This is a genomic window from Streptomyces triculaminicus (genome assembly GCF_017349075.1).
Taxonomy (GTDB): domain Bacteria; phylum Actinomycetota; class Actinomycetes; order Streptomycetales; family Streptomycetaceae; genus Streptomyces; species Streptomyces triculaminicus.
Genome location: NZ_JAFMOF010000003.1, coordinates 534,264 through 560,940 on the forward strand (window position 1 = coordinate 534,264; position 26,677 = coordinate 560,940).

22 protein-coding genes are annotated in these 26,677 nt (G+C 72.9%); 16 read left to right on the top strand and 6 right to left on the bottom strand.

Annotated features, from left to right (window positions below):
* The first annotated feature begins 64 nt into the window (after window positions 1-64).
* Entirely contained in the window at window positions 65-733 is a 669-nt protein-coding gene (locus J1792_RS21040) for a trimeric intracellular cation channel family protein (RefSeq protein WP_086571207.1), read from the top strand.
* Window positions 734-754: 21 nt separating this feature from the next.
* Here J1792_RS21040 and J1792_RS21045 read toward each other — a convergent pair whose 3' ends face one another.
* Window positions 755-1,345 (bottom strand): TIGR03086 family metal-binding protein, encoded by a 591-nt coding sequence (locus tag J1792_RS21045; RefSeq protein ID WP_242705348.1) that lies wholly within the window; start codon window positions 1,343-1,345, stop codon window positions 755-757.
* Window positions 1,346-1,481: 136 nt separating this feature from the next.
* Between J1792_RS21045 and J1792_RS21050 the strand changes: the two genes are divergently transcribed.
* The 3 genes from J1792_RS21050 (at window position 1,482) to mnmA (ending at window position 4,974) form a co-directional block, all read left to right on the top strand.
* Window positions 1,482-2,510, top strand: coding sequence for a helix-turn-helix transcriptional regulator (locus tag J1792_RS21050; RefSeq protein WP_207247982.1), 1,029 nt, complete (start codon window positions 1,482-1,484; stop codon window positions 2,508-2,510).
* 13 nt (window positions 2,511-2,523) lie between these two features.
* Window positions 2,524-3,693, top strand: a complete 1,170-nt coding sequence (locus tag J1792_RS21055; RefSeq protein WP_086566928.1) for a cysteine desulfurase family protein — start codon at window positions 2,524-2,526, stop codon at window positions 3,691-3,693.
* Window positions 3,694-3,816: 123 nt separating this feature from the next.
* Window positions 3,817-4,974 carry a tRNA 2-thiouridine(34) synthase MnmA gene (gene mnmA, locus J1792_RS21060; RefSeq protein WP_086566929.1) on the top strand — a complete coding sequence of 386 codons (1,158 nt, stop codon included), beginning with the start codon at window positions 3,817-3,819 and terminating at the stop codon, window positions 4,972-4,974.
* Window positions 4,975-4,997: 23 nt separating this feature from the next.
* On the opposite strand, the gene J1792_RS21065 is transcribed toward mnmA, so the two are convergent.
* A complete protein-coding gene (locus J1792_RS21065; protein ID WP_086566931.1) occupies window positions 4,998-5,600 on the bottom strand; it encodes a hypothetical protein in 603 nt (200 codons plus the stop codon).
* A 196-nt stretch (window positions 5,601-5,796) separates the two neighbouring features.
* Window positions 5,797-6,240 (bottom strand): hypothetical protein, encoded by a 444-nt coding sequence (locus J1792_RS21070; RefSeq protein ID WP_086566933.1) that lies wholly within the window; start codon window positions 6,238-6,240, stop codon window positions 5,797-5,799.
* A gap of 237 nt (window positions 6,241-6,477) precedes the next feature.
* Here J1792_RS21070 and J1792_RS21075 point away from each other — a divergent pair, with 237 nt between their 5' ends.
* The 10 genes from J1792_RS21075 (at window position 6,478) to J1792_RS21120 (ending at window position 19,836) form a co-directional block, all read left to right on the top strand.
* The gene (locus tag J1792_RS21075; RefSeq protein WP_086566934.1) at window positions 6,478-7,176 is read left to right on the top strand and encodes an SDR family oxidoreductase; all 699 of its coding nucleotides are present in this window, start codon (window positions 6,478-6,480) and stop codon (window positions 7,174-7,176) included.
* Window positions 7,177-7,229: 53 nt separating this feature from the next.
* Window positions 7,230-8,231, top strand: a complete 1,002-nt coding sequence (locus J1792_RS21080) for a methionine synthase (RefSeq protein WP_242646447.1) — start codon at window positions 7,230-7,232, stop codon at window positions 8,229-8,231.
* 8 nt (window positions 8,232-8,239) lie between these two features.
* Window positions 8,240-10,495, top strand: a complete 2,256-nt coding sequence (gene ligA / locus J1792_RS21085) for an NAD-dependent DNA ligase LigA (protein ID WP_207247983.1) — start codon at window positions 8,240-8,242, stop codon at window positions 10,493-10,495.
* Between the two features lie 173 nt (window positions 10,496-10,668).
* Window positions 10,669-12,792 (top strand): putative bifunctional diguanylate cyclase/phosphodiesterase, encoded by a 2,124-nt coding sequence (locus J1792_RS21090; RefSeq protein WP_207247984.1) that lies wholly within the window; start codon window positions 10,669-10,671, stop codon window positions 12,790-12,792.
* Window positions 12,793-12,988: 196 nt separating this feature from the next.
* Complete coding sequence (gatC, locus tag J1792_RS21095) at window positions 12,989-13,285, top strand: Asp-tRNA(Asn)/Glu-tRNA(Gln) amidotransferase subunit GatC (protein WP_086568054.1); 297 nt, start codon at window positions 12,989-12,991, stop codon at window positions 13,283-13,285.
* 5 nt (window positions 13,286-13,290) lie between these two features.
* Window positions 13,291-14,784 carry an Asp-tRNA(Asn)/Glu-tRNA(Gln) amidotransferase subunit GatA gene (gatA, locus tag J1792_RS21100; RefSeq protein WP_086568052.1) on the top strand — a complete coding sequence of 498 codons (1,494 nt, stop codon included), beginning with the start codon at window positions 13,291-13,293 and terminating at the stop codon, window positions 14,782-14,784.
* On the top strand, window positions 14,781-15,035 hold the full coding sequence (locus J1792_RS21105; protein ID WP_086568050.1) for a hypothetical protein: 255 nt from the start codon (window positions 14,781-14,783) through the stop codon (window positions 15,033-15,035). Before gatA ends, J1792_RS21105 begins: the two co-directional genes overlap by 4 nt.
* A 25-nt stretch (window positions 15,036-15,060) precedes the next feature.
* Window positions 15,061-16,569 (top strand): Asp-tRNA(Asn)/Glu-tRNA(Gln) amidotransferase subunit GatB, encoded by a 1,509-nt coding sequence (gene gatB, locus J1792_RS21110; protein WP_086568048.1) that lies wholly within the window; start codon window positions 15,061-15,063, stop codon window positions 16,567-16,569.
* Window positions 16,570-16,770: 201 nt separating this feature from the next.
* Window positions 16,771-17,367 (top strand): AMIN-like domain-containing (lipo)protein, encoded by a 597-nt coding sequence (locus tag J1792_RS21115; RefSeq protein ID WP_179198824.1) that lies wholly within the window; start codon window positions 16,771-16,773, stop codon window positions 17,365-17,367.
* A 195-nt stretch (window positions 17,368-17,562) separates the two neighbouring features.
* Complete coding sequence (locus tag J1792_RS21120; protein ID WP_207247985.1) at window positions 17,563-19,836, top strand: MMPL family transporter; 2,274 nt, start codon at window positions 17,563-17,565, stop codon at window positions 19,834-19,836.
* Window positions 19,837-19,910: 74 nt separating this feature from the next.
* Here J1792_RS21120 and J1792_RS21125 read toward each other — a convergent pair whose 3' ends face one another.
* Genes J1792_RS21125 through J1792_RS21135 form a run of 3 tightly spaced genes read right to left on the bottom strand, consistent with a single transcriptional unit; the run spans window position 19,911 to window position 22,331 of the window.
* Window positions 19,911-20,075, bottom strand: coding sequence for a DUF6191 domain-containing protein (locus J1792_RS21125; protein ID WP_179198823.1), 165 nt, complete (start codon window positions 20,073-20,075; stop codon window positions 19,911-19,913).
* 15 nt (window positions 20,076-20,090) lie between these two features.
* On the bottom strand, window positions 20,091-21,236 hold the full coding sequence (locus J1792_RS21130; RefSeq protein WP_179198822.1) for a PQQ-dependent sugar dehydrogenase: 1,146 nt from the start codon (window positions 21,234-21,236) through the stop codon (window positions 20,091-20,093).
* Between the two features lie 60 nt (window positions 21,237-21,296).
* The gene (locus J1792_RS21135) at window positions 21,297-22,331 is read right to left on the bottom strand and encodes an aldo/keto reductase (protein WP_086568042.1); all 1,035 of its coding nucleotides are present in this window, start codon (window positions 22,329-22,331) and stop codon (window positions 21,297-21,299) included.
* A gap of 73 nt (window positions 22,332-22,404) precedes the next feature.
* Between J1792_RS21135 and J1792_RS21140 the strand changes: the two genes are divergently transcribed.
* The gene (locus J1792_RS21140) at window positions 22,405-23,367 is read left to right on the top strand and encodes a 2-hydroxyacid dehydrogenase (protein WP_207247986.1); all 963 of its coding nucleotides are present in this window, start codon (window positions 22,405-22,407) and stop codon (window positions 23,365-23,367) included.
* A gap of 286 nt (window positions 23,368-23,653) precedes the next feature.
* Window positions 23,654-26,569: a putative bifunctional diguanylate cyclase/phosphodiesterase gene (locus J1792_RS21145; RefSeq protein WP_107431009.1), complete on the top strand. Its 2,916-nt coding sequence runs from the start codon at window positions 23,654-23,656 to the stop codon at window positions 26,567-26,569.
* The last annotated feature ends 108 nt before the right edge of the window (window positions 26,570-26,677 follow it).

Here is a 26,677-nt window from a genome sequence, read left to right on the forward strand (position 1 = left end):
GGGGTGTCCCCCGGCCCCGGACCGGCTTGTCAGGGACACCGCCCGCGGCGAGTAAGAATGTCTGGTGCTCTCCGATCTGTTCAGCCCCTCCGTCCAGCACTCGCTCGACCTCGCCGGGATCTTCGTCTTCGCCATCTCGGGCGCGCTGCTCGCCGTCCGCAAGAACTTCGACGTCTTCGGCATGGCGGTGCTGGCGGAGGTCACGGCCCTGGGCGGCGGGCTGCTCCGGGACCTGATCATCGGAGCCGTACCGCCCGCCGCCTTCACCGACCTCGGGTACTTCCTCACCCCGCTGGTCGCCACCGTGATCGTCTTCTTCCTCCACCCCGAGGTCGAGCGGATCACCAAGGCCGTGAACGTCTTCGACGCCGCCGGCCTCGGGCTCTTCTGCGTCGCGGGCACCGTCAAGGCCTACACGTACGGGCTCGGCCTCACCTTCGCCGCGACCCTGGGGCTCGCCACCGCCGTCGGCGGCGGCGTCCTGCGCGACATCCTCGCCCACGAGGTGCCCTCGCTGCTGCGCTGGGACCGCGACCTGTACGCCGTGCCGGCCATGGTGGGCGCCACGATGGCCGCACTGCTCCTGCGCTACGACGCGCTCAACGTCTCCACCAGCATGCTCTCGGCCGCGACCGCGTTCGTGCTGCGCCTGCTGGCCATGCGCTACAACTGGCGGGCGCCGCGCGCCTGGCACCGGCGCAGCGCGGCCACCGAGGACCCCGCCGCCGGGTAAGGGCCGGGCGTATCGTTTCCGCTAGCGCACCGGCCGCCCCAGCCAGGCCGCGAGGCGGGTGTACACGTCCGCCCCCTCGGGCGCCGGCCGCACCGGCTCGAACGGCACGCCCTCACCCCGCCGCTCGGCCGGCAGGAAGCGCCGCGCCCAGTCCAGGACGGGCTCCGCGAGCTCCTGGTCCAGCGGCAGCGGGTGCCCGAGCGCCTCGGACAGGTCCCAGGTGTGCGTGACCGTCTCCAGCACCATCCCCGACGCGAGGTAGCCCCGGCCCGGGAGCTTCCCCCACGGCAGGTCCACCACCCGGTCCAGCGCCGCGTCGTCGGCCCAGCCGGCCGCCAGGCGCGCCCGCGCCTCGTCGTACGCGCGCCCCCAGCCGTCGTCCGCGACGTCCGTCGGCGGCCGGCCCCACACCACGTCGCCGGTCTCACCGATCGCCGCCCCGTCGCGCGCACCCAGCACCAGGTGCGCGAGCAGGGCGCGGACGTCGAACTCCGCACACGGCGTGGGGTCGCCGAGCCGGTCCGCCGGCACGGCGTGGACCAGCGCCGACAGCTGGGCGGTGGCACGGTCGAGGAGGGGGCGGGGGTCGAAGGCGGTGTCGGTGGCGTTCACGGGTTGCTCCCTGTCCGAGACGGTCGAATCCGGCCGGGGCGACCCGGCCAGGACAGAGCTTGCGCGCATAAGCTGACACCCGCCGTCATGTTTTCCCGCGATCGTGAACAGTGCGCCGGACGGCATGCTGGGCGGCGTGAAATCCGATCGTCTGCTGTCGATACTCCTGCTGCTCCAGACCCGCACCCGGGTGCCCGCCGCGGAGCTGGCCAAGCGCCTGGAAGTCTCCGTACGCACCATCTACCGCGACGTCGAATCGCTGTCCGCCTCCGGCGTGCCCGTCTACGCCGAGCGCGGCCGGCACGGCGGCATCGCGCTGCTCCCGGGCTTCCGCACCGACGTCACCGGCCTCACCGCCGACGAGGCGCGCGCCCTGTTCGTCCTCGCCGCCCCCGGCACCCACTCCGCCCTCGGCCTGGAGGGCGCCCTCGGCTCCGCGCTGCGCAAGGTCATGGCCGCCCTGCCCGCCCCGCACCGCCCCGCCGCCGAGGCCACCAGTCGCCGCATCCTCGTCGACCCCGTCCGCTGGCTGAGCACCCCGGCCCCTGCCCCGGCCGTCGACGTGGAGGACCTGCACACCGCCGTCCTCACCGACCGCCGGCTGCGCCTGCGCTACCGGCACGGCGGCCAGAGCGACCCGCGCACCTACACCGTCGACCCCTACGGCCTGGTCGCCAAGGCCGGCGTCTGGTACCTCGTGGCGGACCGGCGGGGGCGCCCGCAGCTGTTCCGAGCGGACCGCGTCGCCGCCATGACCCTCACCGACGCGCCCGTCCGCCGACGCGCGGGCGTGGAACTGGCGGACGCCTGGGACGTGCTGCGTCGAGGGGTCGAGCAGCGGCCGGCGGAGCTCGTGGTCACCGCCCACGTCCGGCGCTCCCGCCTCGACATGTTCCTGCGCATGGTGGGCCCCCAGCTCACCGGCCCGCCCTCCGACGGCGACCCGGCCACCGTGGAGCTCGCCCTGCCCGAGGCCCGCTCCGCGCGGGCGCTGCTGGCCTTCGGGCCGGACGTGGAGGTGCTCTCCCCGCAGGCCGTGCGCGAGGACCTGGCCCAGCTGGCCGCGGCGGTCGTGGCCCAGTACGCACCTGTCGCGGGCGCCACCCGGCCCGGCCGCGCGGGGGAGGGGGGAAGGCCCGCTACCGGCCCGGCCCCCAGCTCGTAGAATCGTGCCCACCATGGCCTACCTCGACCACGCCGCCACCACCCCGATGCTTCCGGAGGCGGTCCAGGCGATGACCGCCCAGCTGCCCCTCGCCGGAAACGCCTCCTCGCTGCACGCCGCCGGGCGCCGCGCCCGCCGTACCGTCGAGGAGGCGCGCGAGTCGCTCGCCGCGTCGCTCGGCGCGCGGCCCAGCGAGGTGGTCTTCACCGCGGGCGGCACCGAAGCCGACAACCTGGCCGTCAAGGGCCTGTTCTGGGCGCGCCGCGCCGCCGACCCGGCCCGCACCCGCGTCCTGGCCAGCCCCGTGGAGCACCACGCCGTGCTCGACGCCGTCGACTGGCTCGCCACCCACGAGGGCGCGACCGTCGAATACCTGCCGGTCGACTCCTATGGGCGGGTGCACCCCGACGCGCTGCGCGAGGCGATAGCCCGCGAGCCCGGCGACGTCGCCCTCGCCACGGTCATGTGGGCCAACAACGAGATCGGCACGATCATGCCGGTGCGGGAACTGGCGGCCGTCGCCGCCGAATTCGACGTGCCGCTGCACTCCGACGCGGTCCAGGCCTTCGGCCAGCTGGACGTGGACTTCGCCGCCTCGGGACTGGCCGCCATGACCGTCAGCGGCCACAAGATCGGCGGCCCGTACGGCATCGGCGCGCTGCTGCTGGGCCGCCGGTACGCGCCCGTACCGCTGCTGCACGGCGGCGGCCAGGAGCGGCACGTACGCTCCGGCACGCTGGACGTGCCCGCCGTCGCCGCCTTCGCGGTCGCGGGCACGCTGGCCGCCGAACGCCGCGAGGGCTTCGCGCACGAGATCGGTGCGCTGCGGGACCGGCTGGTCGAGGGCGTACGGGCGGCCGTCCCGGACGCCGTGCTCGGCGGCGACCCGGACCCGGCGGGCCGGCTGCCGGCCAACGCCCACTTCGCCTTCCCCGGCTGCGAGGGCGACTCCCTCCTCCTGCTGCTGGACGCCCAGGGCATCGAATGCTCCACCGGCTCGGCCTGCACGGCCGGAGTGGCCCAGCCGAGCCACGTCGTGCTCGCCACCGGGACGGATCCGGAGCTGGCGCGCGGGACGCTGCGGTTCTCCTTGGGGCACACGTCGACGGCAGCGGACGTCGCCGAGGTGGTCGAGGCCATCGGCCCGGTGGTGGAGCGAGCCCGGACGGCCGGGCTGAGCTAGGCCCTGCGGGCTGGAAAACCAGCCCGTCCGGCGTTTGAGGACCGGGGTCCGGGGCGGAGCCCCGGGAAACGGAGAAAGGGCGGGACCGGGGCCTCTCCCCCCGCCCCGTACTCTGGTAGGGCTATGACTGACTTCCCGGGTGCCCCCGACCTCACAGCCCCCCGCAAGGGGCTCCGCGTACTCGCCGCCATGTCCGGCGGCGTCGACTCCGCCGTCGCCGCGGCCCGCGCGGCCGAGGCGGGCCACGAGGTGACGGGCGTGCATCTGGCGCTGTCCGCGAACCCGCAGTCCTTCCGTACGGGCGCCCGCGGCTGCTGCACGATCGAGGACTCGCGCGACGCCCGCCGCGCCGCCGACGTCATCGGCATCCCCTTCTACTGCTGGGATCTCGCCGAGCGCTTCCGTGAGGACGTGGTCGAGGACTTCGTCGCCGAGTACGAGGCCGGGCGCACCCCGAACCCCTGCCTGCGCTGCAACGAGAAGATCAAGTTCGCGGCGCTGCTGGACAAGGCCCTCGCCCTGGGCTTCGACGCCGTCTGCACCGGCCACTACGCCACGGTCGTGCTCAACGAGGACGGCACCCGCGAGCTGCACCGCGCCAGCGACATGGCCAAGGACCAGTCCTACGTCCTGGGCGTCCTGGACGAGCGGCAGCTGGCCCACGCGATGTTCCCGCTGGGCGACACGATCACCACCAAGGACGAGATCCGCGCCGAGGCGGAGCGCCGGGGCCTGGCGGTCGCGAAGAAGCCCGACAGCCACGACATCTGCTTCATCGCCGACGGCGACACCCAGGGCTTCCTGGCCAAGCGCCTGGGCAAGGCGGAGGGCGACATCGTCGACGAGTCGGGCGCGAAGCTCGGCACGCACGAGGGCGCGTACGGCTTCACCATCGGCCAGCGCAAGGGCCTGCGCATCGGCCACCCGGCCCCGGACGGCAAGCCGCGCTACGTCCTGGACATCTCCCCGGTGAACAACACGGTCACGGTGGGCCCGGTGGAGGCCCTGGACGTGACGGCCCTGACGGCGATCAAGCCCCGCTGGTGCGGCGTGGCCCCGCAGGGGCCCGGCACCTACACCGCCCAGCTGCGCGCGCACGGCGGCGAGACCGAGGTGACGGCGGAGCTGGTGGACGGCGAGCTGCGGGTGGGCTTCGCGGAGCCGGTGCGCGGTGTGGCGCCCGGCCAGGCGATCGTCCTCTACGACGGCACGCGCGTGGTGGGCTCGGCGACGATCGCGTCGACGGTGCGCGCCACGACGGACGCGGCCGGCACCGTCTGACGGCTTCGGGCCGCCTGACTGCTTTAGCCCGCGGTCCGCGTCGCGCTGGAGACCTCGCAGCGGACCGTGCCCGACGTGCCCGCCTTCGGAACGAACGGCTGGGAGACGTCGAGCGTGTCCGTCTTGCCGGGGCCGACGAACGGGATGGACGGGTTGCGGGTGCCCAGGAGCTCGCGGTCCGGGCCGTAGAACTTCACCGTGAGGCGGTAGTCGTACTTCTGCGTGGCGCTGCTGTTGGTGGCCTCGATCTTCGCGGTGATGCCCAGGCGGTCGGTGTACTCGCAGCTGCGGATCTTGATGTCGCTCATGGCGCTGCCGCTGCCGCTGCCGCCACCGATCGTGGACGTACCGCCCGAGGTGGTGGAGTCGCCCGACGTGCCGGAGGTGGTGGTGCCGCCCGAGGTGGTGCCACCGGTCGTCGTGCCGCCGCCGAAGGTGCCGCCGGAGCTGCTGTCGCCGCCGGTGGTGGTGCCGCCCGAGGTGGTGGTGGACGAACCGCCCGAGGAGGAGCTGCTGCTGTGGCTGGAACCGCCGCCGCAGCTGCCGCCGTGGTGCCCACGGGCTCCGGTCAGGGCGACGACGCATATTCCGAAGACCGCGGCCGCGCGGACATGACGAAGCTTCACGCTGAGAACTCCCCCGATGAAGTGGCTTGAAGTTGTTGCTGACTTGACGAGCTCACGTCACGCTAACAACGTTCTTACATGGCGCCAAATCTCAGCCGGGCCCTGCCGTTTCTGTGACAGGGCCGCGACAGAACAGGTCCTGAACCGGTACCGGGGGAGGTCGCGATCAGGCCGGTGGCCCGGCCTGCGACAGGGCTCAGCCGGTGCTGCGCGCCACGTTGGCGACCTCGCACTTGGCGCCGCCGGCGGACGCGCCGCCCTTGGCGGTGTAGGGGGCCGCCACGTCGGCGGTGTCCATGCGACCGGGACGGACCAGGAGGAAGGACGCCTTCTGCTCGGTCAGCGGCTTGCCGTCCGGGGCCGTGAGCTTCACGGTGACGTCGTAGTTGAAGGTCGACGACGCGCTGGCGTTGGTGGCGCTCACCTTGGCCGTGACGCCCTTCTTGTCCGCGTACGCGCACTCGGAGATCTCGACGTCCTTGCGGGCGTCGCGCGCGTCGTCGAGGCCGGCCGAGCTGCCGGCGGCGGATTTCTGCCCCGACTCCGCTGAAGACTCCTGACCGCCCGACCCGCCGCTGCAGCCACTCACTCCGGTGAGGGTGAGGACGGCGATTCCGAACGCGACGGCGGGGCGGATCATACGAAGCTTCACAGTGGCTGCTCTCGGTGGACGACAGAAAACGGCGAGCGGCGTCCGATACCGGCGCCCTCGACGAGTCCGTCACGCTAGGCAACCCGTTCACGGACCGCCATACCGGCGGTAACACTGTGACGCAGTCGCGACCTAACAGATCCCGGAACCTGATCAGAGATGGCCGAAAACAGTCCATAGCGTCCGGCTCCGGCCCATGGGCCCGCGCTAGGGCAAGCTGGGGGCATGGCAACACATCTGATCACCGGTTCCGGCTCGGGCATCGGCGAGGCGGTCGCCCGGCGGCTGCACGAGCGCGGCGACGAACTGTGGCTCGTGGCGCGCGACGCGGGCCGGGCCAAGGAGCTGGCCGCCCGCTTCCCCGGGGCCCGCACCCTCGTGGCCGACCTGGCCAACCCCGACCGCCTCTCCTGGGCGCTCAGCCACCAGGACGTGCCCGACCGTCTCGACTCGCTGCTGCACATCGCCGGCGTCTCCGACCTCGGCCCCATCGGCGAGCTCACCACGAAGACCTGGAACCGCACCCTCGCCGTCAACCTGGTCACCCCGGCGGAGCTCACCCGGCTGATGCTGCCCCAGCTGCGGCTGTCGCGCGGCCACGTGGTCTTCATCAACTCCGGCGCGGGGCTCAACGCGCGCGGCGAGTGGGGCGCGTACGCCGCGAGCAAGCACGGGCTCAAGGCGCTGGCCGACTCCCTGCGCGCCGAGGAGCACACCAACGGCCTGCGCGTCACCAGCGTCTACCCGGGCCGCGTGGCGACCCCCATGCAGGCGGACGTGCAGCGCCAGGAAGGCGACGAGTACACCCCGGACAAGTGGATCGACCCCGCGTCCGTCGCCACGACCGTGCTGCTCGCGCTCGACCTGCCGCGCGACGCGGAGGTCCACGACCTGACCGTGCGCCCGGGGTACTCCGGAGGCTGATCTCCGGGCGCCGGGTTGCGTACCCTTCCTGGGTGAGCGAGAAGAACAAGGCGATGTGGGGTGCCGGCACCGCGACCGGCGTCGGTTCGATGCCGGGGACGGACGCCCGGGAGGCCGCCAAGACCGTCACGGGATCCCTGGAGACGCTGCCGCACCTGCCGGAGCTGCCCGCGCGCGGGCCCGGCGCGGACATGATCGGCCGGACGGCCGGGATGCTGGTGGAGGTCTTCGCCCACGTGGAGCCCAGTGGCTGGCGCATCAGCGACCGGCCCGGGCGCGACACCCGCCGCGCCCGCTCCTGGCTGGGCGAGGACCTGGACGCGCTCGAGGAGTTCACCCAGGGCTACGAGGGCCCGCTCAAGGTCTCGGCCGTCGGCCCGTGGACCCTGGCGACCGCGCTGGAGCTGCGCGGCGGCGAGGCGGCGCTGAGCGACGACGGGGCGTGCCGGGACCTCACCGCCTCCCTCGCCGAGGGGCTCCGGGCCCACCTCGCGGAGCTGCGCCGCCGGATCCCGGGGGCGCACCTGGTGCTGCAGCTGGACGAGCCCTCGCTGCCCGCCGTGCTGCGCGGGCAGGTGCGTTCCGCCAGCGGGTACCGCACGTACCGCGCGGTGGACCGGGCCGTGGTCGAGGGCGCTCTCAGGGAGCTGGCCGCGGTGGCGGAGCGGGAGGCGGGCGGACGCCTCGTCGTGCATTCGTGCGCTCCCGGCGTGCCGTTCGCGCTGCTGCGGCGCGCGGGCGTCACCGGCGTCTCGTTCGATTTCTCGCTGCTCACCGAGCGTGAGAACGACGCGATCGGTGAGACGGTCGAGGCCGGCACCACGCTGTTCGCGGGCGTGGTGCCCGGCGTGGACGGCCCATTGTCAGACCCTGCCGGTAGCGTCATGGGTGTCAGGACGCTGTGGCGCAGGCTGGGGCTGTCGCCGGGGACTCTCGCGGAGTCCGTGGTGGTCACCCCGTCGTGCGGGCTCGCGGGTGCTTCGCCCGCATATGCCCGTGCGGCCCTCGCCCACTGCGTCCGGGCGGCGAAATCACTTGCGGACAACCCTGAGTGACGGCGCTCATGGAGCAACGGGAGGACGAGACGGTGGCTGTCGAACAGCAAGGCGAAGAGCTCGAAGCGCTCGCGGCGCAGGCCGCGGTGCCCGCGAAGGCGCGGGAGAAGCACGCACTGCTGGCCGAGCAGGTCGAGGAGCACCGCTTCCGCTACTACGTGAAGGACGCCCCCGTCGTCAGCGACGCCGAGTTCGACACGCTCCTGCGCGAACTGGAGGCGCTGGAGGAGGAGTATCCGCCGCTGCGCACCCCCGACTCGCCCACCCAGAAGGTGGCGGGGGCGTATCAGACGGAGTTCACCTCCGTCGAGCACCGCGAGCGCATGCTCTCCCTCGACAACGCCTTCGACGACGAGGAGCTGGCCGCCTGGGCCGACCGCATCGCCAAGGACATCGGCTCCGGCGCCGGCTACCACTTCCTGTGCGAGCTGAAGGTCGACGGCCTCGCCGTCAACCTCACCTACGAGAACGGCCGGCTCACCCGCGCCGCCACCCGCGGCGACGGCCGCACCGGCGAGGACATCACGCCGAACATCCGCACCATCGACGAGATCCCCGAGCGGCTCAAGGGCGACCGCGTCCCCGCCCTCGTCGAGGTGCGCGGCGAGGTCTACTTCCCGATGGAGAAGTTCGAGGAGCTCAACGCCCGCCTGGTGGAGGCGGGCAAGGCCCCCTTCGCCAACCCGCGCAACGCGGCGGCGGGCTCCCTGCGGCAGAAGGACCCGCGCGTCACCGCCACCCGCCCCCTGCACATGGTGGTGCACGGCGTCGGCGCCCGCGAGGGCTTCGACATCGAGCGCCAGTCCCAGGCCTACGAGCTGCTGCGCGAGTGGGGCCTGCCGACCGCCGCGCACGCCCAGGTGGTCGACTCCCTCGACGACGTCCGTACGTTCATCGCGCACTACGGGCAGCCGAAGGTCCGGCACTCCATGGAGCACGAGATCGACGGCGTCGTCGTCAAGCTCGACGAGATCCCCCTGCAGGGGCGGCTCGGCTCCACCGCGCGGGCCCCGCGCTGGGCCATCGCCTGGAAGTACCCGCCCGAGGAGGTCAACACCAAGCTCCTCGACATCCGCGTCGGCGTCGGCCGTACCGGGCGGGTGACCCCGCAGGCGGTCTTCGAGCCCGTCACGGTCGCCGGTTCCGAGGTCGAGTTCGCCACCCTGCACAACCAGGACGTCGTCAAGGCCAAGGGCGTCCTCATCGGCGACACCGTCGTCATCCGCAAGGCGGGCGACGTGATCCCCGAGGTCCTCGGGCCCGTCGTCGACCTCCGCGACGGCACCGAGCGGGAGTTCGTGATGCCCGCCGAGTGCCCGGAGTGCGGGACGGGACTGCGCCCGATGAAGGAGGGGGACATCGACCTGCGGTGCCCCAACGCCCGCTCGTGCCCGGCCCAGATCCGTGAGCGGCTCTACTACCTGGTCGGCCGCGACTGCCTCGACATCGAGAACTTCGGCTACGTGGCGGCCACCGCCCTCACCCAGCCGCTGGAGCCCGCCAGCCCGCCCATGGTGAACGAGGGCGACCTCTTCGGCCTGACCATCGACGAGCTGCTGCCCATCAAGTCGTACGTCCGCGACCCCGACAGCGGCCTGCCCAAGCGCGACCCCAAGACGGGCGAGGCGAAGATCGTCACCTTCTTCGCCAACCAGAAGGGCGAGCCGAAGAAGAACGCCCTCGCCATGCTGGAGAACATCCAGGCCGCCAAGGAGCGCCCGCTCGCCCGCATCATCAACGGGCTGTCCATCCGCCATGTGGGCCCCGTCGCCGCGGCCGCGCTGGCCCGTGAGTTCCGCTCGATCGACCGCATCGCCGAGGCGAGCGAGGAGGAGCTCGCCGCCGTGGACGGCGTCCAGGCCACCATCGCCACCGCGGTCCGGGAGTGGTTCGCCGAGGACTGGCACCGCGAGATCATCGAGAAGTGGAAAGCCGCCGGCGTCCGGATGGAGGAGGAGGCGGGCGAGGACGAGGGGCCGCGTCCGCTGGCCGGACTCACCGTCGTCGTCACCGGAACGCTCACGGGCTACACCCGCGACGCCGCCAAGGAGGCGCTGCAGGGTCAGGGAGCGAAGGTGACCGGTTCGGTCTCGAAGAAGACCGACTTCGTGGTGGTCGGCGACAATCCCGGTTCGAAGTTCGACAAGGCGATGCAGCTGAAGGTCCCCGTCCTGGAAGAGGACGGCTTCGCCGTCCTGCTGAGCGACGGCCCCGAGGCGGCGCGCGCGGCCGCCGTGCCCCAGGAGGTCACCCCCGCGGAGTAATGCCCGCATAGTCAGTGGGCATTACCCCTACAGCGCATACCAGATGGCTGCAGAAGGCCGGAACGCATTCGGGCAACCGCTGCCGATCGCTGCCCGCCGTAGCCTTCTGCGGCCTACTGTTGGGATGTGCGCCTGCCGTGGCGCGGGCACCGCCGGCTGTGAGAGGGACGGGCATGAAACCCACCGACAGCGCCGAACCGGAATCCCGGCTGCGCCGGCTCTCCTCGCCCGCGCTGCCGACGGCCTGTCTGGCGCTGGCCGCGCTGGCGCTCGGCGGTGGCGCCTTCCACGCCCTCACCTCGGGCCGGGCGCTCTTCCCCGGCGGGGCCGTCGGCTGGTCGCTGGCGACGCTCACCGCGCTCATCGTCGTCCATCTCGTCGCCCTGGGCCGCGACCGCTGGTGGGGCGGCACCGGATCCGGTGCCGCCCTCACCCTGGCCGTCCTGCTGCTCTACGGCTGGCTCCCGGCCGTCCTGATCAGCATCGCCGTCGTCACCCTGGTGGCGGCCGCCCGGCGGCACCGCTGGCGGCAGGCCTTACTCCACGGCGCGGTCGACATCCTCGGCATCGCCGCCGCCGGGGTCTCGCTCGTCGCCTGGGGCGTCAGCGCCTCCGTCGAGGACCCCTGGCTCCCCGACACCTGGCGGCTCGCCGCCGCCCCCAGGATCGCCCTCGCGGCCTTCCTCTACCTCGTCGTCACCCGCGCCCTGCTCTGGTACTCGATGGCGCCGCGCTCCTCGCTCGCCAGCATCGCCCGCACCGCCCTCGTACGGCAGGCCCTCGTGGGCATCGCCCTGCTCGGCATCGCCCCGCTGATCGCCGTCGTCGCCGACCACTCGCCCCTGCTGCTGCCGCTCTTCGCGGTGCCCCTGATCGCGCTGGACTCCACCCTGTGGATCGCCCGCGCCCGGGCCGAGGAGCAGCTGCGCGACCCCCTCACCGGCCTGCACAACCGCGAATGGCTGCTGCAGCGCACCTGGAACGCCCTGGACGAAGCCGAACAGGCGGGCGAGCGCGCCGCGCTGGTCCTGATCGACCTCGACCGCTTCCGGTCCGTCAACGACACCCTCGGCCATCTCGCCGGCGACCGGCTCCTGCTGCAGATAGCGGAACGCCTCCTCCTGGCCCTCCCGCGCGACGCGGAGGCCGCCCGCCTCGGCGGCGACGAGTTCGCGGTGCTGCTGCCCACCACCGGCTCCCTCACCAGCGCCCAGCGCGTGGCCCGCGACCTCGTCGCCGACCTCGGCTCCCCGCTGGACCTCGACGGGCTCACCCTCGTCCTCGAGGCCAGCGCCGGCGTCGCCGTCTACCCCGACCACGCCCTCGACGCCGAGGGGCTGCTGCGCCGCGCCGACGTGGCGATGTACCAGGCCAAGCGCGACCGCAGCGGCGTCGAGGTCTACGAGGCCCGCCGCGACGGCAACACCCCCGACCGGCTCGGCCTGTTGGGCGACCTGCGCCGCGCGCTGGACGCCGGCGAGGTCGAGCTGCACTACCAGCCCAAGGTCGGCTTCGACGGCCATGTGGAGGGGCTGGAGGCCCTGGTGCGCTGGGTGCACCCCGAGCGCGGCCGCGTCTCCCCGGACGAGTTCATCGCGATCGCGGAGTCGTCCGGGCTGATGCCGAGGCTGACCGAGTACGTCCTGGAGACCGCGCTGTGCCAGGTCGCCAAGTGGCGTGCGATGGGCCTGGAGGTGCCGGTGGCCGTCAACGTCTCGCCGCGCGACGTTCACACTCCCGGGTTCGCGGGTTCGGTGGCCGCCCGCCTCGCCCGGCACGGCGTCCCGCCGGGGGCCCTGCAGCTGGAGATAACCGAACACGTCCTGCTCGAGGACCCGCAGCGGGCCGCCGACACCCTCGCCGGGCTCACCGGCCACGGCGTGAAGATGTCCCTCGACGACTTCGGCACGGGCTATTCGTCCCTGGTCCACCTGCGCCGGCTGCCGGTGAGCGAGCTCAAGATCGACCGCTCGTTCGTCGCCCGCCTGGCGATCGACAACGAGGACGCGGAGATCGTCCGCTGCACCCTCGACCTCGCCCACTCGCTGGGGCTCCTCGTCGTCGCGGAGGGCGTGGAGGACGACGAGACCTGGGAGCGGCTGCGCGATCTGGGCTGCGACGCGGTCCAGGGCTGGCTGGTGGCCGCCGCGATGCCGCCGGACGAGACGACGGCCTGGCTGCGGCTGCGCAGCACCTCCGGCTGGCGCCGGGAGGACGAGCCGCTGCCCGCCACCGCCGCCGAGCCGCTGGCCGCCACTGCCACCGCCGACGAGGACGCGGACCAGCCCGTCACCTAGGCCGTCGGGAGTCACGCAGGCAGCACGTAGGCAGGTGTGAGCCGTCCCCCGGCCGGGGCCGGAGGAGGGATTTGCGACCCTCCGGGAGGACCGGCCGGACCGGCGCGGGGAAACCGTTTCGCAGGCACGCTCCCCGGCGCCATAGGATTGGGGCGAAAGCCGTACACCCAATCCACCCACCCTTGAGGATCGCTGCATGCCTGGCATCACGCGCGAGGAGGTCGCTCACCTCGCCCGGCTGTCACGTCTGGAGCTGAAGGCCGAAGAGCTCGACCACTTCGCCGAACAGCTCGACGTGATCATCGGCGCGGTCGCCCGCGTTTCCGATGTGGCCGACGAGGACGTACCGCCGACCTCCCACCCGCTGCCTCTGACCAACGTCATGCGGGCGGACGAGGTCCGCCCGTCGCTGACCCCCCAGGAGGCGCTCTCCGGCGCCCCCGCACAGGAGCAGCAGCGTTTCAAGGTGCCGCAGATCCTGGGGGAGGACTGACCCGCATGAGCGACATCATCAAGCTCACCGCCGCCGAGATCGCCGCCAAGGTGGCCTCCGGCGAGCTCACCGCAGTCCAGGTCGCCGAGGCCCACCTGGCCCGTATCGACGCCGTCGACGAGAAGGTCCACGCCTTCCTGCACGTCGACCGCGAGGGCGCGCTGGCCCAGGCCCGCGAGGTCGACGCCAAGCGCGAGCGCGGCGAGAAGCTCGGCCCGCTGGCCGGCGTCCCGCTGGCGCTGAAGGACATCTTCACCACCAAGGGCGTCCCGACCACCGTCGGCTCCAAGATCCTCGAAGGCTGGATCCCGCCGTACGACGCGACGCTCACCAAGCGTCTGAAGGACGCCGACGTCGTCATCCTCGGCAAGACCAACATGGACGAGTTCGCCATGGGGTCCTCTACCGAGAACAGCGCCTACGGCCCCACCGGCAACCCCTGGGACCTCACCAAGATCCCCGGCGGCTCCGGCGGCGGCTCCTCGGCCGCGCTCGCGGCCTACGAGGCCCCCCTGGCCATCGGCACGGACACCGGCGGCTCCATCCGCCAGCCCGCCGCCGTCACCGGCACGGTCGGCGTCAAGCCCACCTACGGCGCGGTCTCCCGCTACGGCATGGTGGCCTTCTCCTCCTCCCTCGACCAGGGCGGCCCCTGCGCCCGTACGGTCCTGGACGCGGCCCTGCTGCACGAGGTCATCGCCGGCCACGACCCGCTGGACTCGACCTCCATCGACGCCCCGGTCCCGCCGGTCGTCGAGGCCGCCCGCAACGGCTCCGTCGCCGGCATGCGCGTCGGCGTCGTCAAGCAGTTCCGCGGCGAGGGCTACCAGGCCGGCGTCATCCAGCGCTTCGACGAGTCCGTGGAGCTCCTCAAGGAGCTGGGCGCGGAGATCGTCGAGCTGGACTGCCCGTCCTTCGACCTGGCGCTGGCGGCGTACTACCTCATCGCGCCGTCCGAGTGCTCCTCGAACCTGGCCCGCTTCGACGCCATGCGCTACGGCCTGCGCGTCGGCGACGACGGCACCCGCTCGGCCGAGGACGTCACCGCCCTGACCCGCGAGGCCGGCTTCGGCCCCGAGGTCAAGCGCCGCGTCATGCTCGGTACGTACGCCCTGAGCTCCGGCTACTACGACGCGTACTACGGCTCGGCGCAGAAGGTCCGCACGCTCATCTCGCGCGACTTCGACAAGTCGTTCGAGCAGGTCGACGTGATCGTCTCCCCGACGACGCCGACCACCGCCTTCGCGATCGGCGAGCGCGCCGACGACCCGATGGCGATGTACCTCGCGGACCTGTGCACCATCCCGACCAACCTGGCCGGCAACTCCGCCATGTCGCTGCCCTGCGGCCTCGCGCCCGAGGACAACCTGCCGGTCGGCCTGCAGATCATCGCTCCCGCCATGAAGGACGACCGGCTCTACAAGGTCGGTGCCGCGGTCGAGGCCGCGTTCACCGAGCGCTGGGGCCACCCCCTGCTTGAGGAGGCACCGTCGCTGTGAGCACCGACAAGAAGAGCGCGCTGACCAAGGCCAAGGGCTTCAAGAAGTCCAAGGCCGGCACGTACCTGTCCATCGGCACCACGCTGTTCGGTGCGGTGAGCGTGATCAAGCAGGCGAAGAAGGCCCGTGGCGAGCAGGACACCCTCCAGCTCGTCGATGCGGTCGTCTCCGCCGCGGCCATCGCCACCGGCGTGGCCCTGCTCGTCCGCGAGCTGCGCCGCATGAACAGCGACGACGTCCTCGCGGGCTGAGCCGGGACTGAGAGGTTAGTTTTCCGTGACCGTCACTGAACTGGTGTCGTACGAGGAGGCGCTTGCCACCTACGAGCCCGTCATGGGGCTCGAGGTGCACGTCGAGCTCGGCACCAAGACCAAGATGTTCTGCGGGTGCTCCACGGAGCTGGGCGCCGAGCCCAACTCGCAGACCTGCCCCACCTGCCTCGGCATGCCCGGCTCCCTCCCGGTCGTCAACGCCATCGGCGTCGAGTCGGCCGTGAAGATCGGTCTCGCGCTGAACTGCGAGATCGCCGAGTGGTGCCGCTTCGCCCGGAAGAACTACTTCTATCCGGACATGCCGAAGAACTTCCAGACCTCCCAGTACGACGAGCCCATCGCCTTCAACGGCTACCTGGACGTCCAGCTGGAGGACGGCGAGATCTTCCGCGTGGAGATCGAGCGCGCCCACATGGAGGAGGACACCGGCAAGTCCACGCACGTGGGCGGCGCCACCGGCCGTATCCACGGCGCGTCCCACTCCCTGCTGGACTACAACCGCGCCGGCATCCCCCTCATCGAGATCGTCACCAAGCCGATCACCGGTGCGGGCGAGCGCGCCCCCGAGGTCGCCAAGGCGTACGTCGCCGAGCTGCGCGAGCTCATCAAGGCGCTCGGCGTCTCCGAGGCCCGCATGGAGATGGGCCAGATGCGCTGCGACGTCAACCTCTCGCTGATGCCGAAGGGCGCCGAGAAGTTCGGCACCCGCAGCGAGACCAAGAACGTCAACTCGCTGCGCTCCGTCGAGCGGGCCGCCCGCTTCGAGATCCAGCGGCACGCCGCGGTGCTCAACGCCGGCGGCACGATCCTCCAGGAGACCCGGCACTTCCACGAGGAGGACGGCTCCACGACCTCCGGCCGGATCAAGGAAGAGGCCGAGGACTACCGCTACTTCCCCGAGCCGGACCTGGTGCCGGTGGCCCCCTCCCGCGAGTGGGTCGAGGAGCTGCGGGCGGGCCTGCCCGAGCTGCCGCGCGTGCGCCGCAACCGGCTGCGCGAGGAGTGGGGCGTCTCCGAGCACGACATGCAGTCGATCCTCAACGCGGGCGCGGTCGACCTGATCGTCGCCACGATCGAGGCCGGTGCCGACGCCGCGTCCGCCCGTAAGTGGTGGATGGGCGAGCTGTCCCGCCGCGCCAACGAGGCCGGCGTCGACCTCGCCGCGATGGAGATCACCCCCGAGCAGGTCGCCCGGGTGTGCGCGCTGGTCGCCGAGGGTTCCCTCAACGACAAGCTGGCCCGCCAGGTCATCGAGGGCGTGCTCGCGGGCGAGGGCGCCCCGGACGAGGTCGTCGAGAAGCGCGGCCTGAAGGTCGTCTCCGACGAGGGCGCGCTGGGCACGGCCGTGGACGAGGCCATCGCGGCCAACGCCGGCATCGCCGACAAGATCCGCTCCGGCAAGGTCGCGGCGGCGGGTGCGCTCGTCGGCGCGGTCATGAAGGCCACGCGCGGCCAGGCGGACGCGGCGCGCGTGCGCGAGCTCATCCTCGAGCGGCTCGGCGTCGAGGGCTGACCCCTCCCACGCCGTAGGCACGCAGCGAAGGCCGTCCCCCTTGTGGGGGGCGGCCTTCGCCGTACGTTGACGGCGGGCGGGCCCCTGTGCACCGGGACGGCCGAGATTTGCCGGTACGTACCCCATGCGGGAAAACGGTCCGGCATGATCGCGGCAGTGGGACCTGTCAGGGTGCCCGCACACGACGTGTTGGGGGTAGCAATGCGACGGTTGAGCACAGGACTGGCCGCGCTCCTGCTCGCGGGGGCGGGCCTGGTGGCGACGGTGCCCGCGGCGCAGGCCGCACCGGCCGGGCCCGGCGCGCCGGCCGCTTCCGCGGCGGCCTGCGGCACCGGCTGGGGGAGCGTGCCGAGGGTCTCCACCGACAGCCGGTACGCGCCGCTCAGGGACATCAGGACCGGTAGCCACGACTGCTACGACCGCATGGTTTTCGACACTCTCGGGCCGGACACCGGGGCCCCGATCGGCTACCACGTGCGGTACGTCGACCGGCTGCGGCAGGACGGCTCCGGGGACGTCATCCCGGTGCGCGGCGGGGCGATCCTCGAGGTCCGGGTCGCGGCGCCCAGCTACGACCCGCGCACCGGTCAGGCCACCTACGACGGCAAGGTGCGCAAGCCCCTGCCGGAGGTGAGCCTGAACGGATACCGGACGTTCCGCGACACCCGCTTCGGGGGCAGTTTCGAGGGCGACACCCAGGTGGGCCTCGGCGTACGCGCCCGGCTGCCGTTCCGGGTGTTCCAGACCGGCAACCACATCGTGGTGGACGTGGCGCACGGCTGGAACGGCTTCGGCTGACGGGAGGGGCGCCGGATACGAAGAGCGCCGAAAGCCCCCTTTGTGGCTTAACCCACAAAGGGGACAAATGATCTTTTCCGGCTGTCACAGTGGGGCGCCAGGGAACCCCTGTGGGGTGACCTTCGCCCAGTTGCTCAGCGGTCGGAACCACGGGTCATGTCCCGGAGATCGACGCGAAACCCGGGAAGCGGCCAGATGACCTCACTCGCCCGGTGGTGCCTGCGCCGCCGATTCGCCGTCATCGTGCTGTGGCTCGTCGCCCTCGCGGGCACGACGGCCGCCGCCACACTGACGGGGGCGGCCTACTCCAACGACTACGGCGTCCCCGGCACCGAGGCCGCCCGCGCGACCTCCCTGATGGAGAAGGCGTTCCCCGGCGAGGGCGGCGACGACAAGATCGTCTGGCACACCGACCAGGGCACCGTCCGCGCCGCCGACGTCGAGGCGCGCATGACCGCCACCCTGCGCAAGGTCGAGACGCTGCCCGGCGTGAGCTCGGTCAGCGGCCCCTACGGCGCCGCCGGCGCCGCGCAGATCAGCCCCGACGGGCACACCGCCTACGCCTCGGTCGCCTTCGCGACCCAGGGCGGCGACCCCGACAAGGCCCAGGTCGCCCAGGTCGTCGAGACCGCCGGCAAGGCCGCCCGCGCCGACCTCCAGGTCGCCCTCGGCGGCAGCGGCGTCGCCACCACCGAAGGCAAGAGCGGCCACCTCAGCGAGATCATCGGCATCGCCGTGGCGGCGGTCGTGCTCTTCGTGGTCTTCGGCTCGCTCGCCGCCTGCCTGCTGCCCATAGCGACCGCCCTCGTCGGTGTGGGCACCGCCGCCATGACGACGGTCCTGCTCGGCCACCTGATGAAGGTCGCCGACTTCGCCCCCATGCTGGGCACGCTCATCGGGCTCGGCGTCGGTATCGACTACGCGCTGTTCATCGTCACCCGCCACCGCAAGGGCCTGCGCCAGGGCCTGCCGGTCGCCCTCGCCGCCGAACGGGCGGTGGCCACCACCGGACGCGCCGTGGTCTTCGCGGGCGGCACGGTGTGCGTGGCCCTGCTCGGCATGCTCATCCTGCGGCTGAACTTCCTCACCGGCGTCGCGGTCGCCGCCTCGCTGACCGTCGTCCTGACCGTCGCCGCCTCCATCACCCTGCTGCCCGCCCTGCTCGGCCTCATCGGCTCCCGGGCGCTCAGCCGCCGCGAACGCCGCAGCCTGGCCCTGTCGGGGCCGAGCCCGGACGCCCCCACGGGCCTGGCCGCCCGCTGGTCGGCCTTCGTCGAGCGCCACCCCAGGCTGCTGGGCACCGTGGCCGCGGCCGTCATGCTGACCCTGGCCCTGCCCACCCTCTCCCTCCACCTGGGCACCTCCGACCAGGGCAACAACCCGGCGAGCTCGACCACCCGCCAGGCGTACGACATGCTCGGCCGTGGCTTCGGCCCCGGCGTCAACGGCCCGCTGACCCTCGTGGCGCCGCTCGACAGCGCCTCCGACCGGCTGGCCTTCAACCGGCTCCCCGACGCCCTGCGCCACACCCCCGGCGTCGCCGCCGCGAGCCCCTCCACGCTCAACGGCAGCGGCGACACGGGCGTCATCACCGTCGTCCCCACCACCTCGCCGCAGTCCCGCGAGACCAGCGACCTCGTCGACCGCCTGCGCGACAACGTGCTGCCCCGGGCCACCGCCGGCAGCGGCCTGGACGTCCACGTGGGCGGCATGACCGCGAGCTACGACGACTTCGCGGGCGTCATCCTCGGCAAGCTCCCGCTCTTCGTCGGCACCGTCGTGGGCCTCGGCTGTCTGCTGCTCCTGCTGGCCTTCCGCAGCATCGGCATACCGCTGAAGGCGGCGGCGATGAACATGGCCGCGGTCGCCTCCTCCTTCGGCATCGTCGTCGCGATCTTCCAGTGGGGCTGGGGGAGCGAGGCGCTGGGCCTGGGCGGGGCCGGTCCCATCGAGCCCTTCCTGCCGGTCGTGATGGTCTCGGTCCTCTTCGGGCTGTCCATGGACTACCAGGTCTTCCTGGTCAGCCGGATGTACGAGGAGTGGCTGGCGACCCGCGACAACTGCCGCGCGGTGCGGGTGGGCCTCGCGGAGACCAGCCGCGTGATCAACTCCGCGGCCGTCATCATGATCTCGGTGTTCCTGGCCTTCGTGCTCAGCGGCGACCGCGTGATCGCCATGTTCGGCATCGGCCTGGCCGCCGCCGTGGCGCTGGACGCCTTCGTACTGCGCACGCTGCTGGTCCCCGCCCTCATGCACATGCTGGGCGGCGCCAACTGGTGGCTTCCGGCCTGGATGGACCGGGTGCTGCCGCGCATCAGCATCGAGCCGGCCGAGGAGCCGGCGGCGACGCCCGCGCCCCTGCTCGAGCCGGTGGCCATACCGCTGCGGTCCCTGCCGGGGGAGCACCCGGACGTTCGTACGGGCGGGATCCCCGCGGAGGAGGTCCGCGCCGACTCACTGGCGCGGTGACGCGGCGGGCCGGGAGCTTGCGGCCTCAGCCCTGGCCTCCCGGCCGCAGCCCCTGACGCCCCGGCCTCCCGGCCTCAGCCCTGCCGGGGCCGGATGACCACGTGCCCCGAGTCCAGGTCGATCGGGCCCTTGGCCGGATCCCCGTCGCCGACGTCCTCGCGGGTGAACTCGAGACGGTTGCGCTCTTCCTCGGTGCGTTCCCGCCCCGGCGCGAACACCTCGTCTATCACGTTGAACATCAGGACTCCCGTCCGTCATGTCACCTTCAGGCGGAGCAGCCGGTCGTCCTGTGGCCCGGGCCTTCCCCGTCCGTCCGTGTTGCTCGTCGTCAGCCACAGTCCGCCGTCGTCCGTAGGGACAACCGTGCGAAGCCGCCCGTAGTTCCCCACGAGGAACGCCCGGGGCGCCGCCACGGGCCGCGATCCCCGCAGCGGGACGCGCCACAGGCGCTCCCCACGCAGGCCGGCCATCCACAGGGAGCCGGCCGCGTAGGCGAGGCCGCTGGGGGAGGCGTCGGAGGGGCGCCACTGCTCGACGGGGTCGACGAAGCCCGGCCTGCCCGCCTTGCCCTCGGCCCGGGGCCAGCCGTAGTTGCGGCCCGGCTCGACGAGGTTGAGCTCGTCCCACGTGTCCTGGCCGAACTCCGACGCCCACAGGCGCTTGTCCGCGTCCCACGCCAGGCCCTGCACGTTGCGGTGGCCGTAGCTGTAGACGACCGAGTCGGCCCGCGGATTGCCGTGGGCCGGTTCGCCGTCGGGGGTCATGCGCAGGATCTTGCCGCCGAGGGAGGCGGGGTCCTGGGCGAGCTCGCGCCGCCCGCCCTCGCCGGTGCCGGCGTAGAGCATTCCGTCGGGGCCGAAGGCGATGCGGCCGCCGTTGTGGACGGTGCCCTTGGGGATGTCGCGCAGGACGGTGTCCGGCGGGGTCAGCTGCTCGCCCGCCGGGCGCTTGTCGTTGACCAGCATGCGGGCGATGCGATTGTCGGACTCGGTGGTGAAGTACGCGTACAGCGTGCGGTCTTCGGCGAAGCGGGGGGAGACCGCCAGGCCCAGCAGCCCGCCCTCGCCCGCCGCCGCGACCCCCGGCACCGAGCCCACCTCGGTCCGCCGCCCGTCCCCGGCCGCGATCCGGACGATCCTGCCGGTGTCGCGCGAGCCCACCAGCAGGTCGCCGCCGGGCAGGGTGGTCACGCCCCACGGGGAGGGCAGCCCGGTGGCGAGCGTACGGACGACCTCGGCCGAGCCCTTCGCGGGCGCCCCGGCGGACGCGGGCGCCGTCCCCGACGGCGACGTCCGGCTCTCCGGTCCGCCGCCGGGCCTCCCGCCGCCGTCCGAACAGCCCGTGGCGGCGATCAGCAGCGCGGCGGCCACGGCGGTCGGGCGGCGTCGTGAAGGGCGCACGGTGAGGGTCCTCTCGCCTCGGCGGCGTGCATCACGCGTCCTTCATACACCCCGGCCCGCTCAGTCCCAGGACCCCATCGCCCTCGGCAGGGCGGCTATCTCGGCGAAGTCCTCGCGCGTCAGCCGCAGTCCGGCGGCCTCGGCGTTCTGCACCGCCCACCGCGCCTTCTTCGTGCCCGGCACCGGCACCACATGCCGGCCCTGGGCCAGCACCCAGGCCAGGGCGACCTGGGCCGCGGTGGCGTCGTGGCGGTGTGCCACCCGGCGCAGCCCGGCGACTATCGGCTGGTTGGCGGCCATCATCTCCGCCGTGAAGCGCGGGTGCCGCGCGCGGACGTCCTCCGGCTCGAAGCCCTGGCCGGGGGTGAGGGTGCCACTGAGGAAACCATTCCCCAGGGGCATCGCGGCCAGCAGTCCCACCCCGCGCGACGCGCACCACGGCACCAGCCGGTCCAGCGGCTCCCGCGACCAGACCGACAACTCCGCCTGCACACAGCTGACCGGGAAGACCTGCTGCACCCGCTCGAGCTGGCGGATCGTCGCGTCGTACATCCCCGCACCGGAACGCGGCCCGGAGCGCGGCCCGGAACGCGCCCCGGCGCCGGGCCTGCGCTGGGCCCGCGCGCCGATCGCGCACCACCCCAGCGCCCGCACCTTCCCGGCGGAGACCAGCTCCGCCATCGCCCCCCAGGTCTCCTCGACCGGCACCTCCGGATCCGGCCGGTGCAGCTGGTAGAGATCGATCACATCGGTCTGCAGCCGGCGCAGCGAGGCGTCGCACGCCCGCTTGACGTAGCCGGGCCGGCCGTTGGCGACGATGTGCGACTCGCCCACCAGCAGCCCGCACTTGGTCGAGACGAAGGCCTCCGACCGCCTCTCGCGCAGCACCCGCCCCAAGAGCAACTCATTGGTGAACGGCCCGTACATGTCGGCGGTGTCCAGCAGGGTGGCCCCCGCGTCGAGGGCCGCGTGGATCGTGCGCAGCGCGGTCTCGCCGTTCTGCTGGGAGGCGGTGTACGCCCAGTGCATGGGCATGCACCCGAGGCCGATCGCCCCCACTTCGAGCGCCGTCGCACCGATTGTCCTGCGGTCCACCGGCCGTACCCCTCCCGTTCCTCGCCCCCAAAGTAACCTCTGCCTCCGGGGCCCCTTCGCATAGCCTCCAGACATGAGCGCAGATCACAGCGGTTCCGCCGCCCTCCCCCTGGCCTGGCTGCCGATCGAGCCCGAGGAGATCGAGGGCCTGCCCGAGGGGCTCCGGTACGCCCACTGGAACGGCGGGCCCGACTACCCCACCGATCCGGCCGAGTGCTCGTTCTACTGCGTGCCGTACCTCAAGGGCACCGCCGTCTCCGCGCGCCCGCTGCCGGAGATGTCCCGGCTGCGGGTGGTGCAGACGCTCACCGCGGGCGTCGACGACATCCTGCCCGCCGTCCCGCTGCTGCCGTCCGGCACGCTGCTGTGCAACGCCCGCGGGCTGCACGACGCCAGCACCGCCGAGCTGGCCCTGGCGCTCACCCTCGCCGCCCTGCGCGACATCCCCGGCTTCGTCCGCGCGCAGGACGCGGGGGAGTGGCGGCAGGAGTTCCGCCCGGCGCTCGCCGACAAGTCGGTGCTCATCGTCGGCTACGGCTCGATCGGCGCGGCCATCGAGGACCGGCTCGTTCCCTTTGAGTGCGCGCGGGTGGTGCGCGTCGCGCGCTCCCCGCGCACGACAGCACGCGGCCCGGTGCAGCCGGTCGCCGCCCTGCCTCAACTCCTGCCCGACGCCGACGTGGTGATCCTCGCCACCCCGCTCACGGACGAGACCCGGCACCTGGCCGACGCCGCGTTCCTCGGCCGGATGAAGGACGGCGCGCTCCTGGTCAACATCGCGCGCGGCGCCGTCGTGGACACCGAGGCCCTGCTGACCGAGCTGGAGCGGGGCCGGCTGCGCGCCGCCCTGGACGTCACCGACCCCGAGCCCCTTCCCGCCGGTCACCCGCTGTGGAAGGCGCCCGGAGCCCTGATCACCCCCCATGTGGGTGGACCTTCCTCGGCCTACCTGCCCCGGGCCAAGGCCCTCCTGCGCGATCAGCTGGCCAGATTCGTACTGGACGAGCCTCTGCGAAATGTCGTAGCCACCGCGTAGCCGTTCCGGGCCGCGAACGCCCCGCTACCACGTAGAGACATCATTCGGCTGCGCTCCGTATCCGTAATCCGGTACCTAGTTACGCTATGTATATGAGCTATGTCCCTGAGTGACGAGTCTGGTGTATCGTCCCGACGGGGGCTGCGCCGCGCACCGTACGGACGCAGCGATGTACCGGCACTCGAGGGGGGCGACGGGCGATGCACGGCCAATGGACGATCTACCCGACGCGGCTCAGGCGCGGACCACGGCCGCACGGCACGGCGACCCCGGTCCTGTGGCTCCCATGGCCCGGCCTGCCCCGGACGGCGGCGCGGTGAGCGCCCCCGGAGCGGCGCTGGCCCGCCGGCCCGCCCCCGCCGGAGGGCCGGGCGTGCTCTCCCAGCTTTTCCTCGCCGTGATCTGCGGCGGCTACGCCACGGGCGCCGCCTTGGGCTGGGGCTCGGCCGAGCTCGCCACCACCATGGGCGACTTCGGCCTGAGCGGCGCCGCCGGCCTCGCCGCCGTCTCCTGCTTCTGGTACGGGCGCACCCGCAGCACCCGCTTCCGGCCCGCCTGGCTGCTGTTCGCCGCCTCCTCCGCGATGGCCGGCTTCGGCAACGCCGTCTGGGGCTGGTACGAGGTCGTGCTGAACCGGCCCGTGCCGAGCCCCTCCCCGGCCGACTTCTGCTTCCTGCTCTTCGCGCCGCCCGCCATCATCGGCCTGCTGGTCCTGGCCCGCCGCCCGGTCACCCGGGCCGGCTGGGTCTGCCTGGGGCTCGACTCCTGGCTCATCGGCGGCTCGCTGCTGACGCTCTCCTGGAGCCTGGCCCTCGCCCACACCGCGCACTTCGCGGGCGAGACCGTCGCCCACGCCGCGCTCTCCCTCGCCTACCCGCTGCTGGACATCGTGCTGGTGTCCATGGTGCTGGCGCTGCACTTCAGGCGCTCCTCGGCCAACCGCTCCGCCATCAACACCGCCATCGCCGCCCTGGCCCTGACCGTCCTGTGCGACGCGCTGTTCACCTCGCCGCTGCTGCGCGACCACTACCGCTCCGGCCAGATCCTCGACGCCGGCTGGTTCGCGGGCTACCTGCTCATGGCGTACGCGCCCTGGGTGGCCCGCGAGGAGGGCGAGGAGACCCCCGGCAGGCGCCCGCGGCCCCTGCCCGCCTCCAGCCGGCCCATCGCCGGCTCGCTCGCCGCCCTCACCCCCTACCTCGCCGCCGCCGTCTGCACCCTGGGCATCCTCTACAACGTCCTCGACGGCCACCGCGTCGACCGCGTCGTGCTCTTCACCGGCTGCACGGTCGTCCTGGCGCTCGTGGTCCGCCAGGGCATCATGCTGCTCGACAACATCTCCCTCACCCAGGAACTGGCCCAGAAGGAGAACCACTTCCGCTCCCTGGTGCAGGGCTCCAGCGACGTCATCATGATCGCCGCGCCCACCGGGATACTGCGCTACGTCAGCCCCGCCGCCGCCGGGGTCTACGGCCGTGACGCCGAGGAGCTCGTCGGCTCCGAGCTCGCCTCGCTGATCCACCCCGAGGACCTGGGCCGCGTCGTGCACGAGGTGCGCCGCTTCCTCGCGGCCCCGCCCGCCGAGGAGCCCACCACCCGCATCGAGTGCCGCTTCCGCTCCGGCGGCGGCGACTGGCTCAACGTGGAGTCCACCGTCAACCGCCACCACGGCGGGCTGATCTTCAACAGTCGCGACGTCACCGAACGGGTCCGCCTCCAGGCGCAGTTGCAGCACACCGCCGAGCACGACACGCTCACCGACCTGCCCAACCGCGCCCTGTTCACCCGGCGCGTCGAGCAGGCCCTCGCCGGCCGCAGAGTCACCGACGCCGGCACCGCCGTGCTCTTCATCGACCTCGACGGCTTCAAGGCCGTCAACGACACCGTCGGCCACCAGGCCGGCGACGAACTCCTGGTGCAGGCCGCCCGCCGGCTCCAGGACTCGGTACGGGCCGGGGACTCCACCGCCCGCTTCGGGGGCGACGAGTTCGCCGCGCTCATCATCGGCGACGGCACCCGCGACGCCGCCGCCCGCGAGTACCGCATCCTGGAGATCGCCGACCGGCTCCGGCTCACCCTCTCCCAGCCCTACCTCGTCGAGGGCGGCACGGAGGTCCGCGTCGCCGCCAGCATCGGCGTCGCCTTCGCCGAGCCCGGCATCACCCCCGGCACCCTCATGCGCAACGCCGACCTCGCGATGTACCGCGCCAAGCAGGCCGGAAAGGGCCGCGTGGAGCTCTACGCACCCCAGATGCAGGCCGACGTCGTACGCCGCGCGGAGCTGGCCACCCGGCTGCGCACCGCCCTGCACGACGGCGAGTTCGCGCTGCTGCACCAGCCGGTCGTCGAGCTGGCCACCGGCGTCATCACCGCCGTCTCCGCGCAGGCCCGGTGGCGCTCGGCCCAGGGCATCCTCTTCACCCCGGACGAGTTCCTGCGGGTGGCCGAGATGGACCGCGGCGACGAGAGCGCCCGCACTGCCGAGCTCGGCCGCTGGACGCTGGAGAAGGCCGCCGAGCAGGCCGGCCGGCGCCGCCGCGCGGGTCACGCCGTGCCCGTGTACGTACGGCTGCCCGCCGCCCGGCTGCTCGACAAGTCGCTGCCGCCCAAGGACATCGAGGCGATCGTCCTGCGCCACGCCCTGCCCGCCGGATCGCTCGTCCTGGAGCTGTCCGGCAGCGACCCGCGCGTCCCGCTGGACGAGCTGGAGCGGCGCCTGGCCTCGCTGCGGCGCTTCGGGGTGCGCATCGCGCTCGACGGCTTCGGCAGCGGCTACGCCGCCATGAGCGCCCTGCGCCGGCTGCCCATCGACGTCCTCAAGCTCGACCGCGGCCTGGTCGACGGCGTCGTCGAGTCCCCCCGCCTGCACAAGATCACGGCGGGGCTGCTGCGGATCGCCGGAGATCTCGGCATGCAGTCCGTGGCCGACGGCGTGGACGTCCCCGAGCAGGCCCTCGCCCTGCGGGCCATGGGCTGCACCCATGGACAGGGCGCGGCCTTCGCCGGAGCCCTCGACGAGCACCGGCTGCGGCACGCCCTCGAATGCGGTCCGTACGCACTTCCGGGTGATCCCCCGAACGGCGGAAACGAGGTGCTCGTCGGGGGTGCGCTGCCCGTACGATCCGGGGCCGTGGGCGGTGCCGGAGCGCTCGCCCATGCTCCATTGCGCTCAAATAATGAGACGCCCGTCCCACCCACTTGACACTTCAGGTGTGCCGGAGGGAGGGTCGGTCCCATGCGCACCCGAATTCTCGTACTTGGAAAGCGCGTCGGCTGAAGCAGGCCGCTCACGAAGCCCCTGCTGACCACA